This window comes from Glaciecola petra (genome assembly GCF_031846345.1).
Lineage (GTDB): Bacteria > Pseudomonadota > Gammaproteobacteria > Enterobacterales > Alteromonadaceae > Glaciecola > Glaciecola petra.
The window spans coordinates 1,573,138-1,589,155 of record NZ_JAVRHX010000001.1 but is presented as its reverse complement, the minus strand read 5'-3'; the positions used below and the strand labels follow the sequence as shown (position 1 = coordinate 1,589,155).

Below are 16,018 nucleotides of genomic sequence, written 5' to 3'. Positions count from 1 at the left end.
TTAATTAAAGGCTCTTTTTTTTGAATGTTATTGCAGTTGCTATTGGTAAGCAGGGCCAAGGCCAATACTCCAAAGGATGACAGATGATGCCATCAGAATCACCATTAATACTAATCCACATGTAACGACTGAACTAGAAAAAATAAAGCCTTTTTCTTCTGGAATATGCAACATAATTGGTACCCCTGTATAAAGTAAATATACAGAATATGAAAGACCCACCAAGACAACCGTCATCAAAAACCAAAGCTGCGGATAAAACGCGCCAAAGCCTGCCATAAACAGAGGAGTTGCGGTATATGCAGCAATTTCTAAAGACTGCGTGTAAGTAGGTGTTGCATCAAAAGATTTCGCTAACTCATGAATCAGCACAGCTAGCGCTATGACGCCAAAAATGAGACCAAAATACATGGCAATAGACATTGCTAGCGCGCTATCATGAGTGAGTCTTATGGTGTCTGCAGTGACACCAGCTCCAATGTCCCAGCCTAAGTAAGCTGAGCCGTAATACGCCATTCCTGTTGGAATGAGTGCAATTATCATTATGTGGCTTAGGGCATAAAAATAACTTTCATGCTTTTTATCTATGTTTTTCCACTCTTCTTTAGGGCTAGTATAAATACCCCATAAATGGTTCAAAATCACTGCTCTTGCTCCTAGTATTATTATTTTTACGGTTATTTTTCACTAAAAAATAACAATGTGAATATAGAATATTAATACCGATTTAACAAGTGCTTAACAAGGCATTGGTGTCATTATCTTGTTATTTATTACACAAACTTAATTTTGTGGTTAATCAGTTTGAACTGCACAAGCGCTTTGGCAGTCCAACGATATCTCAATGTTAAGAATTCTGGACCTTAGATGATAAAACCAAACATAGCACAAAGCATTTTATTGTATTGCGCTTTAAGTATATTTAGCGTTACCGCTTATACCCAGCAAAATAATGCGCCCCGTATTGAAGTGTATGACAAAAGCGCCTTTAAAATAATAAATGAGTTTGCTTCCGTAGAAACACTTGGGGAGGGATATTCTTGGTCTGAAGGGCCGGTTTGGGTAGGTGATGGAGGCTATTTATTATTTTCGGATGTACCTGAGAATAAAGTTTACAAATATAAAGAAGGCGAAGGCGTAACAGAGTACCTAGCGCCTTCTGGCTCAACAAATATTTATGCTGACGCCGGAACACAAGGCTCTAATGGTTTGTTAATAAATGGCGAAGGCAAATTAGTGTTGATGCAACATGGCGACCGACGCATATCTACTTATGATTTAAATACTATCGGCCTTGACAACGACAAGCCTAAATACGAAAGCCTAGTGTCACATTACCAAGGAAAGCGTTTAAATAGTCCTAATGATGCGGTGTTTGATAGTCAAGGTAATTTGTATTTTACTGACCCACCATACGGTTTATCAGGTGGCATGAATGACCCCGCTAAAGAACTCGATTTTCAGGGAATATTCAAACTAAGCCCAAAAGGCGAGCTAAGCCTCATTGACGATTCGGTGTCATATCCTAATGGCATCATCTTAAGCAATGATGAACAAAGCCTAATAGTTGCTGTTTCTGACCCTAAAAAGCTCGAATGGATAAAATTTACTAAAAATTCGGTTGGCAAGTTTACCCATAAAAAAAGCTTTTATGATGTTAGTGATTTAGTCGACAAAAAGGGCCATGAAGGCTACCCTGATGGCATGGTATTGCATTCTAGTGGTAACTTTTTTGCAACTGGCCCGGGCGGTGTGTGGCTATTTTCGCCAAAAGGCAAAGTGCTCGCGCGCATTTTCACCGGCAGAAAAACCGCAAACTGCACCTTATCAGGTGACGAAAAAACACTGTTTATGACAGCACATGACCAGTTATTGGCATTAGCGTTACGGTAGCTTTTAAAAGGGGGTCAGTGTTACTTAATCTCTAACAGTAATGAAGGCATCTTTTTTAATGTCTCTTATCCTTTGGTGTTAGCTTTATAACGTGCAAACCAGACAACTAATACGCCCATTAAATAAAAGATTCCTAAAGAACCACCTCCACCTGAGGTTTCAGCTGCAGGAGTTTCTATCACGGGAGGCACAACAGGTGCTGGAGCTGGCTGACTGAGTGGCAAGGTGATACTGGCATCGGCAGATAGTACTGGGTTTCCGTTGTCAGACGCTACCGCAGAAACAATTATTTCTGTTGCGGTCAATCCTTCGGGGTCAAAAGTCAACTGCATGTTATTGCTTGTAAAATTGCTGGTACCAGTAACGCTCCATTCTAGCGAGTGGGTATCTTGTTCATTATCGTCTGTTATTTCTGCAGTAATTGTTACCGTACCGCCATCGCTGACAATGTTGTTGTTTGTACTTGTACCCTGCACTACAGATAGAGATAAGCGGGGAGCGACGTTTGCTTCAGCTTCTGCGCTAAAAAATATATTATCTAAATATACCGTGCCGCTGCCTTCAATTTTGAGTTGAAAGGTGTTTGTTAAATCTACCCCATTAAATGCGGTAAGTGGAATGGCTACTGACTGCCAAGACTGTTCTTTTACGTCAAAGTTAAAAGGTACTTCAACCGGCCCTGGACTAATTAAGAAGAGTTTTAATTCATTCATAAAAGGTACCCAATAATCTACATGTAAGTACTTCATTTCTGTTACATCTTGCTTACTGTTTTCAAAATCAGTGCCTTGATAATTTAGATTTTCGTACTTTAAGGTAGTATTTCCTTCTATGTCGACCACTGTTACGCGTGTTGCTTGATTCCAGTTTGGGTTATAATTAATTGGATCAATGTTTCTGTATTCATCGCTAAACAAAGAAATTACCTGCCCATCAGGTATTACCGGCTTTGGGGCAGCAGTATCTGGCTCTGTTTTGATTTGACATCCTACAGCATTTACCGTTGCGCCGTTGGGTGTATTGGGGCATTCGTCAGTTGCATTACTCACACCATCACCGTCATCATCTGCAATTTTAGGGGTACTTTCGTTACATTGTTGCCAATCGTTGGCTTCGCTTGCTACACAATGCGCCACATAGTCAACCTCCATGGTTGCTTCATCAAGCGTTGGGTCCTGCGAGCCACCTAAGGTGCCACCAATTGCAACATTCAATAAAACAAACATGGATTCTTCGTATTGCGGACAATTAGATAAGTCATGTTCAGCGACCACCTGATCATTCATAAAGAACTTAATATTGTCTTTAGTCCACTCTATACCGTAGGTTTGAAAGTCTGTGACATCAGGAGAACCACCAGGATACGGTATTCGTTGTTCTGCACCACAATTGGCTGCATTAAAAAAGTTGGTGATATACCGGTCTGCTTGGTTTGCATACCACTCCCAAACGTCAATTTCACCCGCACCCGGATTGGGCCAATTTACGTTGTCGTTATCACCTTTAATTGGCTGTTCAGATATGCGGTTTTCAAGCATCCAAAACGCAGGCCATGTGCCTCCCTTAAGTTCTAAAAACCGCAATCGGGCTTCTATTCTGCCATATAAAAATTCGGCTTTGTCTTTACTGTTAAGTCGGCCTGAGGTCCAAGTGCGGAACGCGCCATTTTGGCCGGGGCAATTTATGTTTTGTTTGCGAGCAATGATTTTAAGTGTGCCGTCAGATACTTCGTAGTTGCGGTCAGCCGACGTATCATCATCGGTATAACACTGTATCTCATTATTATAATTAGCTTGTGTTTGAGCGGTCCAGTTATTCCAATTAACGCCATCGCCATCAAAGGTTTCTATCCATGCGACTTCCCAGCCAGCCTTTGAAAAAGCGGCGGCCATTATGCAAAATAATAACGTGAAAATTTTTGACTCAAATCGCAATGAAATATTTTTTCGAGCTTTTTTTATCATTTTTTCAACCTCACCTTTTTTAAACATCAAGGACTCTGACCCCTTGATCCTCTGAAACTTAGTTGGAGACTACAGTGAAGTCATTTGGTGCAGCTTGCACTTCTGTGCCATCACTGTAGGTAACAGTTAACTCTGTGTCATTAAAGTTATAAACGACATAGTGTTTAGTACCACTATTTTCAAACATCAATGCACTTGGATAATCGGCGGTAATGTCGCCAGAACCAGTCTTCATTTGTCCCAATGTTTGCCATTGTTTAATCCAATAGTAGGTGTGGGCTTTTGTTTCACCAGCTTCTGGTTCGTAAGAGTTAAGCGTTTCATAATCTGCAAAAGCCGCATTAGCATCTGTCATCGACCAGATTTTCCACCATATGTCACGCCATTGATCCGGAATCAAACCTGAAGGTTTATTATTGCTCGATTCACTTAGGCCAAGCTCAACATAATCAGCTAAGTAGTCAGCATATTGCCCAATATGCAAGCTAAGCGTATTAGTTGGTAAACCTTGAATACCCAAGATATGCGCAAAGGCACCACTAAACCAAGTAGAAAATACTGCACCGTCTCCCCATATTATTGAAGTGGTAATGCGGTTGTATCCGTCTGGGAAGTTATTCAAGCTTGGATCGTTAGTGTTGTACCCATCGATATTATTCCAATACTCCCAATAACTTGCGGCAGTAGAAGCATGTAAGTAAATGCCACGATCGATTAGTTCTTGATTGTTGGTGAGCATGCCATAAAGAATAATGGCGCCATATGCGTTTGCTGCTTCTGATGTTGATTCATTGTTATTTCCCCGAGCAAAGTTGACTCGACCCGATGCCCACGAAAATCCATTGGCAGGGTCAAAATGGCGCAGGTAAGGGAACATATCATCGTTACGGCCTGCGGCAAAATCACGAATCAATAATTCAATCATTGGGCCATATTGGTCGCTGCCACACCAAGCTGAATCAAAGCGACAAACTTCGGCCGCAGCTCTTACTAAATAACCATAGTGGAAATGATGGTCGTTAAGCTGTTGATGAGACGCAAACGACTCTTCCATGGCCAACAAAGTGTCCCAATCGTCATCGTAAGCGAAGTATTTTTCGACATCGAGATTGCCGTCTGTAGAAGCTGTGAACCAATCTTCAAGTTCGGTTTTTAACCAAGTAACTAAAGCGTCACGTTGTGTCGTCAAGTTCATTTGGTCGGTTAAACCAATGAGTTCCGACACTTTTCCATAATTTTTACCCGCCCAATAGGCATCTACTCTATTGTTATAGGTTGATGCGCCTTGATCAACAAACTCATTCACTAGGGCAGTGACTAAGTCTGTATCTAAGTCTTGAGACACAGATGGTAGAGCAGGCAAAATACCAACAAATTGGATGGTGTAGCTAAATGAACTTACATTAGCAAACTTTGTGATCCCGCGTGCGCTTCTAATTGAGTATGCACTCGTTTGTGTAGCAGAATTTTTCCAATGCAAGGGCTGCATTCCCGCCATTGTAGAGACTGCATCACCGTTACTATTTTTATATGCATGAGTAATGGTAACGCTGTTTGTGGAATGGTCGACAGCATAATCAATATCAACCTTTGCGATAACATTACTAGCTGTAGCAACAAAGGCGTCTATCATTGCGCTAGTCGGCGTTCCTGAAGTCAGCGGCAACAAAGTGACCGTATAAGCTTTGCTATCGCTACTTAGGGTGATTTCTTGCGAGGCAATGTCAGCAAATGTTGTGCTCGAATCACCGCTAATTAGGAAATTATTTGCGTTACCAGCAACACTCGTCCAAACACCCAATGTATTACCTTGGTTGTAGAAAATGCCTTTTTCGCCACCGTCAGCGCGCAAGGTTCTAATTTGCATTTCACCTTGATACACCTCAAAGAAAGCATGAGGAGAACCGTGAACAAATGTGGCTTGCATAACTTCATCACTACCATCATGCCATGCAACGGTTACTGAGCCGTCACTGTTGTCTTTTAACCTAGCGTCTAAGTCGTCGTGCTCTGTGTTACCAACGGCAATACCATCAAAAACTTCACTGAATGGGTCGGGGATGGCATACAAAAAATCGTTACCTTGGACTTTTAAACCAGAAGGTATGCCTAAAATTCTTACCCCTTTTTGAGTAATGCGGGCTGTCATTGGGTCGGGTGTAATGTAGGCGGCATCGTTAGGATTGCCTATTTCCATTTCACCAGAGAATGAAACTGACCCCCACCATCTTGCATTGGCTAGTGGTCGAGTGGCGGCAGGGCCAGAAACGTGAGGGAATAACTTGGTTGGCGTGCCTTGAGGTGTGCCAGTAGTTGTATCACAACCGGCAATTCCAGGTTCAACGACGCCTGCATTATAAATCCAGTTACCAAAATCAAATACGCACTTATAACTGTTAGGGTTGATTGTGTCTGAAATATTACCAGCACCAAAGGTCATAGCGGTAAAGTCAGTAAAATCTGGTAGTTCGGGCTCTACATCTGTGCCGGCTTCGGTTGAGAAAAATACATTGTCGAGCAAAAAGACAGTGTCAGTGGTTTCAGAAGCCCATATAACAATGCCGGTATCGACTTTTGTGATGTCTAAACCACTATTGATAAGTGTTTGTATGTTATAGCTGACTGTTACCCACTCATCACTTGGTTGAGCGCCCAACAACACGTCGCCTGAAGTACATGGGAATACGCAATCTAATTTAAACGTTATTGAGGTAGCACCAGACACTACTTTTATGTCAAAGTTAATGCTGCCTTGAGCAAACTCAGTTAGGTTTTGTGGTGTTGAGCTACTAATAAAAAAGCCTGCCAATTGATTGCCGTTTTTATGGGTTATTTGGAGTACATCACCTCGTTCGGCATCAGTCACTGTTGTCCATTCCATGCTTGGGCATGCTACTGAATCATTATTACAGTTGCCAAAACCCAAAGCTTGATCAAAAGCTTGCAAGCCATTGTTCCAAACAGGATCTACCTGATTGGCAACTAGCACATCTTGCCTCATGTCGCTAACGGGGGTGCTACTTACTATGTTTACAGTGCGTGAAGCGTTAGCGCTATTTCCGGCGGCATCAGTGGCGGTATAGGTAATGGTATAAGAGCCTAAAGACTGACCAACGGTGCCACTAATTACAACGTTAATTGACCCATCAACGTCGTCGTTTGCACTTGCGCCTTCTTCTACATAAGCCTGACCGAGCTCTAAACGAATAATCGAGCTACCATTTAATGTAATTACTGGTGCAGTAGAATCTGGAGCAGCCTCGACAATCACTGTGCGGGTAACCATTGCCTGATTGCCTGCCGCATCGCTTGCTTCGTAAGTAAGCGTATATGTGCCTACACTTTGTCCCACCGAACCGCTAATAGTCACGTCAATTGTGCCGTCTACATCATCGGTGGCACTAGCACCTGCCTCTGTATAAGTATCGTCCTCGGTAATTGTGATGCTTGCGTCGCCGTTCAACGTGATAACAGGAGGAGTAGTGTCGGGCGCAGCCTCAACAATTACGGTTCTTGTAGCCGTTGCTTGATTATTTGCAGCATCAGTAGCGGTGTAAGTAACCGTGTAAGTGCCTACGGCATCTAGGTTTGGCGTATCAACAGTCACGGCAACGGTGCCATCTATATTGTCAGTAGCAGTTGCGCCAGGGTCTGTAAACGCTTCACCAACCGTAATGGTAATCGATGCGTCACCACTTAAGGTAATCACAGGTGGTGTAGTGTCTGGAGTAGGAGCAGGTGGCTCTGGCTGACTAGAGCTTGAGTCGCTTGAACCTCCGCAAGCAGCCAATGTTATCGTAAATAATCCAATTGTTACCAACTGCGCGAGTTTGTTCATGAAGCATTCTCTTTTGATTTAGGCGCAGCAAGAATGTATCAAGAATGTTAAAATTGTAAGCAACTTTCGGTAAAAGGTCGCTAAAATAGGATTAAAGGGTCAGAGTCCTTGATTAACTGCTTGTAAAAAGGCTAGTTTTACGAAGTTTCATTTGTTAACCATTGCTTGGTCAATTCCTCTGGTTTGTTATCTGGTCCAATAATAGTGATGGTAGCAGTCACATATTGTGGAGATCCACTTCCGTCATAGCTGCTTTGCCAGTAACCATTTTCTCCAATAGACTTAACATTTAAAGTGGCATTTTTTTTCAGTAGAATGTCTGTTTCGTAAGAAACGGCTATCACCTTTTCTTTTATGTCGTCTGCAACGAGATCTGGGTAATCCAAATAGATATACGTTCTATATCGAGTGTTTTTGCCGGTCATACCCTCTCGCTTTATAGTAAAAACTCGTATCGATATGAGGTCTAAAATACCGCTGGTAGAAATATTATTACTATCTTCAATCCATTCTCCTAAGCCTTGCATTTTATTGATAATCGATTGTCGTTCATTTTCTATCTGAGTAAGATTTTCATTAAGATTAGCTTCTATCGACCGTAGATTCGAAATCGTATTTTTTTGACCCGCTATTTGATTTTCATAAATGAGTTTTTGACTAGCTTTATCTTGAATATTAACCGCGCCAAAGATAACACCCGCTAAACCAATCAAGAACGACCAAAAGGCAAGCTTTCGAAAAAAGGGTACGTTCTTTTCTTTATTTGCATGTGATAAAAATTCAGTTAGTTGCGTCTGCAACGGTTCGTCAAACTTAAGCGGTGTAGACATGAATATTTCCTTTTAAATAAACGCAAATGATACTCTGGAACTTTTAGACTTTTTTACCCTTGGCAATTTCTTCCCGATAAGCCTTCAACCTCCCAATAGCGGGCTTAGCCGCAAGGCGCATTCGATTCAAAATCTTCAACTTACTAATTTCATAAAACTTAACTTGGCTGACCAAGCGCGAAAAGCCATCAAGGCGGTTGTTGATCATCCACTTTTTAAGGCCCGGCTCTTTGCCCCAGAAAAACTGATTCATCATGTTTTTATAGGTGAGTTCAACCCAATCCTCTAAAGTGTTGGGCAAGGGCACTACGTTGGTGAGCTGGTTCTTTTTGTCTTGGTCGTCGTAAGTTACCTCAATGTGGGCAATAAATGCCGCACTGAAGGCGGGTTGGTAAGCGCGAACTGTTTGTAATTTAATGACGTCGTTTTGGAATACGGGCTCTATCTCTAAATTGGTGATGGCGCTAGCGGTGCAGTCAACAAATACTGCGTTTGACGGTGCATCTATGTTGCCCTTAACGCATTCGATGCTAGATTCTGTGATGTTAAGCACACGGCCTAGGCGAATGACGTTTTTGATTGCTTGTAAGCAGCTAAGTTCGTCTTCAGACACAGTAGCGCCATGGAACATTTCGGGCCACACATTTGTGTCGAGGCGCATAAACACGCCTTTTTTTTCTAAGCGTACAAACATATCGTCGATTGAAGTTGACTCAGCGATAGCTTCGAATTGGCAAGCTTGGTTGCCTATTGAATCGCTAAAAAAAGCGTTAGTAGGTTGCGCGTTTTTACGGTTTATCAGCCAGCCGTCACGAGGCATAAACCAAGTGATTTGCTCGGCGCTAACATGGTTTTGCAATAACCAAAGGCAAGTGTCGATAGCGGTTTTACCGCCGCCCAAAATCACATAGTTGTCGATAGTGTCAGCAGCCTTTGGCACCAGCGTTGGCAATGCATTGGGTGGCACTAAGCGAGTATTGTCAGCGTATTTAAATTGCGGTGTATGGGTTGCGGGTATCGCGGTTTTATAATATGTGCCGTCCACACGTTTTTTGGAATAGTTAACCGAAATATGCTTGCCACTGGGAATGTGCTTAATACCTTTGTCACCATCAAATTCGCACATTGGCAGATACTGAACACGGCCACTAGGCAATAAAGTATCATTCATCACATTTTCGAAATACGCTTGTACTTCAGCGCCTGTGGCTAATTCGTTCAAGCCTTTATTTAAGCCTACTTTGTCTAATTCGCCACTGCTTAATTCTTTAGAATTTACCCCATAAAAAGCCGAGGGTTGATGCAATGTCACAAAAGGGTAGGCGTCGTTCCAATGGCCGCCAGGTTTGTAGCGATTATCAACAATAATCATGGTGGCGTCACTTTCGTGCAGCAATGTGTCGGCAAAAGCAAGGCCACTGGCTCCTGCTCCAACAATTAAATAGTCGGCGCTTATTTCATCGGCTAAGGGCTTAATTGGCATGACAGCTTCCTTTATTATTGTTTTTACTGTTTTCAATTGGGTCCAATTCTATTGTGACTCATTTGGTCTGTACATACAAAAGTGTACTTGACCTTATCCAAATTATGTAAGTTTATGAGGAAATTAATTTTTAGATGTTTATACTGAACGACGCGCTGAATTGATTAGCAATCTTAAATATAGGCGCGATTGGCGTTTAAAGGCCTCATAATACCAACGCCACACTTTCACTACCATGTGATATTTATAAAAACAATAAACTACAAAATGGAGTTTACGTTATGCAAGAATTTTTGCAAAATTTTGATATCAACGAATATCTACCTGCTGCACTTGCTTGGGCCACCAATATTTTATTAGCGATGTTAATACTGATTATTGGTTTTTGGATTGCGGGCAAAGCATACAAAATGGTGCATGCCATAGGTAAAAAATACGACAAACTTGACGATACTTTATTCCGATTTTTCGGCAGTATAGTTAGATATGTCATCCTGGCTTTTGTTTTCATTGCTGTTTTAAACCGATTTGGCGTTGAAACAACCTCGATTGTGGCATTAATTGGTGCAGCTGGTTTAGCCGTAGGTTTGGCTTTACAAGGCGCAATGTCTAACTTAGCCGCTGGTGTTATGTTGCTTATATTCCGCCCATACAAAGTGGATGATTTTATCGATTCAGCAGGGCAGTTTGGTAAAGTAACAGAAGTGGATCTATTTACTACAATTCTACAAACTTTTGATAATCAACAAATCATTATCCCAAACAGCCAAATTTGGGGGCAACAAATTATTAACCATAGCCATCATGAAATTCGTGGTGTAAATATGGTATTTGGTGTGGCTTACGGTGAAGATACTGTAGCTGTAAGAAAAGTGATTGATACCGTGCTGGCTGCACACCCACATATTTTGAAAGATCCTGCGCCATTTGTTGAAGTTGAAACACTCAACAACAGTTCAGTTGACTTTATTGTGCGCCCCTTCTGTCATGGTGAACATTATTTTGATATTCGTTATTCGGTGCCTGAGCAAATTAAACGAGCGCTAGATGATGCAGGTATTGAAATCCCATTCCCACACAGAAAAGTGATCATGGTGAAAGAAGACTAAATTCGCAAACGCAGAATTGGTTTAAAAAAAGGAGTCAAACTCAGTGTTCGACTCCTTTTTTGTTAGATTGCTTTTTTAGACTGCTCTGTAAGAATTAGACGCTTGCTAAATGTGAGCGTTTTTCTCACTCACTATCTTACTTCTTTAAGTAACTCTTTTACTGCTCGCTCTAGCTGCTGGTCGGTACCAAAGTCAATCACGCCGGGCTCGTTTCTAATCAGAATGTCAGGCTCGGTTTGGTTGTTCTCTAGCCATTCTCCAGCTTTGTTTTTGGCACTTACTGGCACAACACCCCATGAACCACCCATGGGTAAGCGTTCCCAGCCAGCAAAACTGCAAGTACCGGGGACTGGCATACCGACAGATTTGCCCAATTTAAGATCAGTAAATCCGCTAGCGTAACAATGGCCGTCACTATACATCGATTCATTAAACAAGGTGATAACGGGCTTGGTATAGCGAGAGGTAGGTTCTCCGCCCACTACTTTGCCTTCAATAGCGTATGTTAAGAATGCTTCGCCAGTGAAGAAAGTAGCAAGGTCTGCAACTAAATCACCACCGCCATTAAAACGTGTATCAACCACCATGGCTTTTTTATCGTAAAAACGACCCATCATATCGTTGTAAATACTGCGATAAGGGCCGTCACCCATGCCAGGAATATGCACATATCCGAGCTGTCCTTTACTCAATTTGAGTACTTCGTCTTCGTTTATTTTCACATAACGCTCATACAACAAGGCGCTCTGTTCCCTCAGAGAAATGGGTTGCATGGTGATTTGTTTTATTTCGCCCGACACTGGGTTTTTAATGCCTAACAAAGTAAATTTACCGGCTTTTCTGTTAAGTAATTTTGCCCAGTCCAGATTGGCATTTATGGCCACGCCGTCAATACTCGTAATGATCATGCCAGCCTCAACCGAGAACTTGGCTTTATCTAATGGACCGCCGTTGATGACTTCAGTAATTTTTATACCATCGCTGAAGTTATAATCGTAGAACACCCCTAAGGAGGCAGTACTATCTGCAATATCGGCTTGTACCCTAAAACGCGCACCAGCATGAGAAACGTTTAGTTCACCTAGCATTTCGCTTAATAACTCTGTAAATTCATAGCCATTACTGACGTGCGCTACTTTTGGTCTGTATTCCTCGCGCATTCGCACCCAATCGATACCATGGAAAGTAGGTTCGTAAAATATTTTGCTGGTACGTAACCAAACGTGGTCAAAGGAATGTAATTGCAATGCGGTCATGTCGATTTCGACTTTTTCATTAATGCTGACTGATTTTTGTTTACCGCCGTCGATATCCAGTTTATTGATACGACCACCGCTTAACAAATACAAATTTTCCATGTCTGTATCCCACATTAAGCTGCCACCTCTGCTCCCTAAACTAATCGCTTTTTTAGTTTCTTTAGTGCGTAAATCGGTAGTCCAAAGGTCAAAATCATCTTCAAAACGCGACAAATAGTAAAGTGTATCGGCTTCTTTATTTAGCACAGCGTCGCGCAAATTAGATGAATGAATAGTAAGGCGTGCTATGCGTTCGTCTAAGCCGTCCCACTCAATACTAAGTGCTTCAACAGCCTCGTCTTCGTCTTTGCCATCGTCTTTGCCATCCTCACTGGTACTGTCGCCATCACTACCTTCATCATCGTCTTCTTTCTTGGCGTCAGATTCGTCTTCATTAGCTTCTTCAATTGCTTGCATTAGGGCAAACTCGTCCTCGTCCAAACGATATTCGTCCCAATCTTCTTGGTTAAAAAATAAGGTATATACATCGTATTGCGAGCGGCCGCTGGTAGCATAACTTTTAAGGCCTTGACGATTACTAAACCAAATAATTTGCTTGCCATCGTTGGCCCATTTAGGTTCACTGTCGTAATAGCCGCTGGGCACAATAATTTTCATTTTTTCGCTGCCATCGGCTTTTACTAATGCAACGTCGCTATTATTGAGCAGTTTGTCATAATTGAATAATAACCACTGACTGTCTGGGCTCCAGCTAAAGGTTTGGTCGCCGTCGCGCATGTGGATCGTGTCTTTGGCTGGAATAAGCTCCACACTATTAGTGCCGTCTATATCCATCACTTTTAAAGTGCGACGGTCTTCTATAAAGGCGAGCTTTTTGCCATCGGGTGATATTTTGGGCAAATAATTGTCTTTGTCGTTGCTCACATAAGCACTTTCTTGTATCAGCGTCGCGGCATAAAAGAAGGGTTCTTGCTCTCTCACTTTTGATGCTTTAAAAATACTCCACTTGTTGTCACGCTCAGCGGCATATAACAAATAGTCGCCTTCTGGTGAAAAGCTAACATAGGCTTCTTGCGAAGGGGTATTTGTTATCTGTTTAGTAAAGGAGCCATCTTGTGCGCTAACAAATACTTCTCCATGGGCGATAAACGCAATTTCTTTACCATCAGGAGATACAGCCATTTCGCTAATGTCGCCATTCACGCTTTCCATGGCGATATTATTGTCAATGTCTTGAGTGCGAATGCTAATGGCGACTTTTTGTGGAGCTTGGCCATTTATCATTGTGTACAAGTGGCCATGATAACTAAAGGCTAAAGTGTCACCACCTCGCGATAAAAAACGAACAGGGTGAGTATTAAACTCAGTTAACTGCTTGTCTGAAGAAGGACGAGAAAGTTTTAGGCTATGCACATTAAAAGAGCCACTTCTTTCGCTCAAATAGTAAATATTTTTACCGTCTTGTGAATAAACAGGATTGCGGTCTTCACCTGCAAATTTGGTCAGCTTTTTATGTTTTCCAGAATCAAAATCGTAGGTCCATAAATCGCGGGCAATAGCTGAGCGATGATGCTTGCGCCAAGGGTTTTCAAAACCCTTGTTGTCGTGATAGACAAGTTGACTGCCATCGGCACTTATTTGCACATCTTCAGCTGGCACAGTAAACACTTGATCAACCATACCACCTGTTACCGGCACACTATACAGTTCGGCTTGGCTGCCTGTTGGATGTTGGCGATGAGTGACTAAATCCATGCGTTGGGCTTTGAACAATATTGCACTATCGTCTTTTGTAAAAGTGTAAGGTTCTTCGTTTCCGGAATGAAAAGTTAGACGAGTAGCACTGCCACCAAGAGCATCCATTTTATATACATCAAAATTACCATGACGGTCGGATGCAAAGGCAATGTATTTACCATCATGACTCCAAACTGCTTTGTAATCATGCGCCTTATGAAATGTCAGGCGAGTCGCTTGTCCGCCCTGCGATGACACTTTGTAGAGGTCGCCTTTATAAGTAAACGCAATTGTAGAGCCGTCGGGTGAAATAGCAGGGTAGCGGACCCATTCAGGATTTACTTGGGCTGCTGCTGGCGTGCTTTGAATAAAAAATACGCTAAGCAGTAAAAAAGCAATTGGAGATGTGAGCTTCATAACATTCCTTGGATGGTGTTTGTTATTTTAATAGTTCGAGAGGCGATTGATTCACCTCGTGTGGACTCAACATAAACCATTGGCTTATTTAGTCAAGAAAAGGCGTGTTTTATGCGGTGTACATACAGATAAAAACTGTAACAAAAATTGTTTTTTTCTAAGTTTTATAAAGAGACCAACAAATAGCGAAATTGACGAAAATTGTTGGTGAAAACTGCACGGCCACTTAAAGTTGAAATTTAAGTTGTTGATATTAATGGAAATTAAATTTGGCACAATCAATGCAAAAGTCAAAAGTATCGATAGCTAATAATAAAACAATCGCACTTGGAAACTCTTATGAATGCTTTAGAATCAAATTCAACAAAACGTCTAGCCTTATTTACCGATTTTTCTTCACATGCCCGCGTATTTTGTGTGGCCGGCTTGCTGGCCAGCGCAGCGCTTCTTAGTGGCTGTGGTCAAGCAGGGGCTGAAGCCACTAGCGAAGAAGTCGTGCAAGAAGAAGTTAAAGTGATCCCGATTCCGGTAGAGGTAGAAACTGTCGAAACCGGAGATATTTCATCTAACTATATGACTACCGCTGTATTGGAAGCTAAAGAAGAAGCCTTTGTAGTTGCACGTGCATCGGGCATTATTCAAGAAATTATGGTGGAAGAAGGTGATTATGTTGAAAAAGGCCAAGTGTTAGCTACTTTGGAGCCAGAGCGTTACGAGTTAAGTCTACGCCGTGCTAAAGCAGATTTACAAGGCATTGAGAAAGAGCTAGCAAAAATTAATAAAGTGTATAGCAAAAAATTAGTCAGTGACGACACTTACGACAAAATTACTGCCCAGTACGAATCTGCAAAAGCGGTTTTAGCAATCGCTGAATTAGACCTTAAAGAAGCGACAATAGTTGCGCCTATTAGCGGTTATATTGCTGAACGCAATGCAAAAGTGGGTAACCTGACTGAGTCTTTTCAACGCGAACGTATGTTCCACATAGTCCAACAAAAACAGCTTTACGGCATTGTGCATTTGCCTGAACGTGAGTTATCGCGTGTTCACAAAGAACAAAAAGCAAGCTTATCTATAGGCGCCCTAAATGGACAAATGGTTAACGCTTTTGTTGAGCGTATAAGCCCCGTTATTAATGCCACAACAGGCACATTTAAAGTGACTTTACGAGTGCCAAATGAAAACAACCAGTTAAAAGCCGGCATGTTTTCGCAAGTTAGCTTAAATTACGATACCAAGCAAAATGCAACTCTATTACCCCGCAAAGCAATGCTTACTGTCGATGACAAAATTAACGTATTTGTTATAGATGATGAAGGCAATGCTAAAAAAGTAGCAATTACCGTGGGTTACCAAGAGGGTAAGTTTGTAGAAGTCCTTGAAGGTTTGACCGGCAGTGAACAAGTGGTTGTGACAGGGCAGCAAAACCTGAAAGACAACGCCATTGTATCTATTGTAAACAGCTAATCATCGCAAACAGCTAACAAG

The 16,018-nt window shown here is 41.9% G+C and carries 9 protein-coding genes; 3 read left to right on the top strand and 6 right to left on the bottom strand.

Features of this window, described 5'->3' with window-relative positions; translation table 11 throughout:
- Positions 1 to 39 precede the first annotated feature (39 nt).
- Entirely contained in the window at positions 40 to 645 is a 606-nt protein-coding gene (locus RM552_RS06985; protein WP_311368050.1) for a Yip1 family protein, read from the bottom strand.
- Between the two features lie 222 nt (positions 646 to 867).
- Here RM552_RS06985 and RM552_RS06980 point away from each other — a divergent pair, with 222 nt between their 5' ends.
- Positions 868 to 1,893, top strand: coding sequence for an SMP-30/gluconolactonase/LRE family protein (locus RM552_RS06980; protein WP_311368049.1), 1,026 nt, complete (start codon positions 868 to 870; stop codon positions 1,891 to 1,893).
- A gap of 65 nt (positions 1,894 to 1,958) precedes the next feature.
- Here the strand turns inward: RM552_RS06980 and RM552_RS06975 are convergent, their stop codons facing one another.
- The 4 genes from RM552_RS06975 to RM552_RS06960 all read right to left on the bottom strand — a co-directional run bounded on the left by RM552_RS06975 (position 1,959) and on the right by RM552_RS06960 (position 10,008).
- On the bottom strand, positions 1,959 to 3,857 hold the full coding sequence (locus RM552_RS06975) for a glycoside hydrolase family 16 protein (protein WP_311368048.1): 1,899 nt from the start codon (positions 3,855 to 3,857) through the stop codon (positions 1,959 to 1,961).
- Between the two features lie 58 nt (positions 3,858 to 3,915).
- Positions 3,916 to 7,695, bottom strand: a complete 3,780-nt coding sequence (locus tag RM552_RS06970; RefSeq protein WP_311368047.1) for an immunoglobulin-like domain-containing protein — start codon at positions 7,693 to 7,695, stop codon at positions 3,916 to 3,918.
- Between the two features lie 137 nt (positions 7,696 to 7,832).
- Complete coding sequence (locus tag RM552_RS06965) at positions 7,833 to 8,525, bottom strand: hypothetical protein (protein WP_311368046.1); 693 nt, start codon at positions 8,523 to 8,525, stop codon at positions 7,833 to 7,835.
- Between the two features lie 43 nt (positions 8,526 to 8,568).
- Entirely contained in the window at positions 8,569 to 10,008 is a 1,440-nt protein-coding gene (locus tag RM552_RS06960; RefSeq protein ID WP_311368045.1) for an NAD(P)-binding protein, read from the bottom strand.
- A 281-nt stretch (positions 10,009 to 10,289) separates the two neighbouring features.
- Between RM552_RS06960 and RM552_RS06955 the strand changes: the two genes are divergently transcribed.
- A complete protein-coding gene (locus tag RM552_RS06955) occupies positions 10,290 to 11,117 on the top strand; it encodes a mechanosensitive ion channel family protein (RefSeq protein WP_311368044.1) in 828 nt (275 codons plus the stop codon).
- A 131-nt stretch (positions 11,118 to 11,248) separates the two neighbouring features.
- Here RM552_RS06955 and RM552_RS06950 read toward each other — a convergent pair whose 3' ends face one another.
- On the bottom strand, positions 11,249 to 14,530 hold the full coding sequence (locus tag RM552_RS06950; protein ID WP_311368043.1) for a S41 family peptidase: 3,282 nt from the start codon (positions 14,528 to 14,530) through the stop codon (positions 11,249 to 11,251).
- A gap of 339 nt (positions 14,531 to 14,869) precedes the next feature.
- On the opposite strand from RM552_RS06950, the gene RM552_RS06945 reads away from it, so the two are divergent.
- The gene (locus RM552_RS06945; protein WP_311368042.1) at positions 14,870 to 15,997 is read left to right on the top strand and encodes an efflux RND transporter periplasmic adaptor subunit; all 1,128 of its coding nucleotides are present in this window, start codon (positions 14,870 to 14,872) and stop codon (positions 15,995 to 15,997) included.
- Positions 15,998 to 16,018: the final 21 nt, after the last annotated feature.

Coding starts and splice junctions, on each gene's coding strand:
- RM552_RS06955 (WP_311368044.1), top strand. CDS start 10,290: ATGCAAGAATTTTTGCAAAATTTTGATATCAACGAATATCTACCTGCT.
- RM552_RS06950 (WP_311368043.1), bottom strand. CDS start 14,530: ATGAAGCTCACATCTCCAATTGCTTTTTTACTGCTTAGCGTATTTTTT.
- RM552_RS06960 (WP_311368045.1), bottom strand. CDS start 10,008: ATGCCAATTAAGCCCTTAGCCGATGAAATAAGCGCCGACTATTTAATT.
- RM552_RS06945 (WP_311368042.1), top strand. CDS start 14,870: ATGAATGCTTTAGAATCAAATTCAACAAAACGTCTAGCCTTATTTACC.
- RM552_RS06975 (WP_311368048.1), bottom strand. CDS start 3,857: ATGATAAAAAAAGCTCGAAAAAATATTTCATTGCGATTTGAGTCAAAA.
- RM552_RS06965 (WP_311368046.1), bottom strand. CDS start 8,525: ATGTCTACACCGCTTAAGTTTGACGAACCGTTGCAGACGCAACTAACT.
- RM552_RS06970 (WP_311368047.1), bottom strand. CDS start 7,695: ATGAACAAACTCGCGCAGTTGGTAACAATTGGATTATTTACGATAACA.
- RM552_RS06980 (WP_311368049.1), top strand. CDS start 868: ATGATAAAACCAAACATAGCACAAAGCATTTTATTGTATTGCGCTTTA.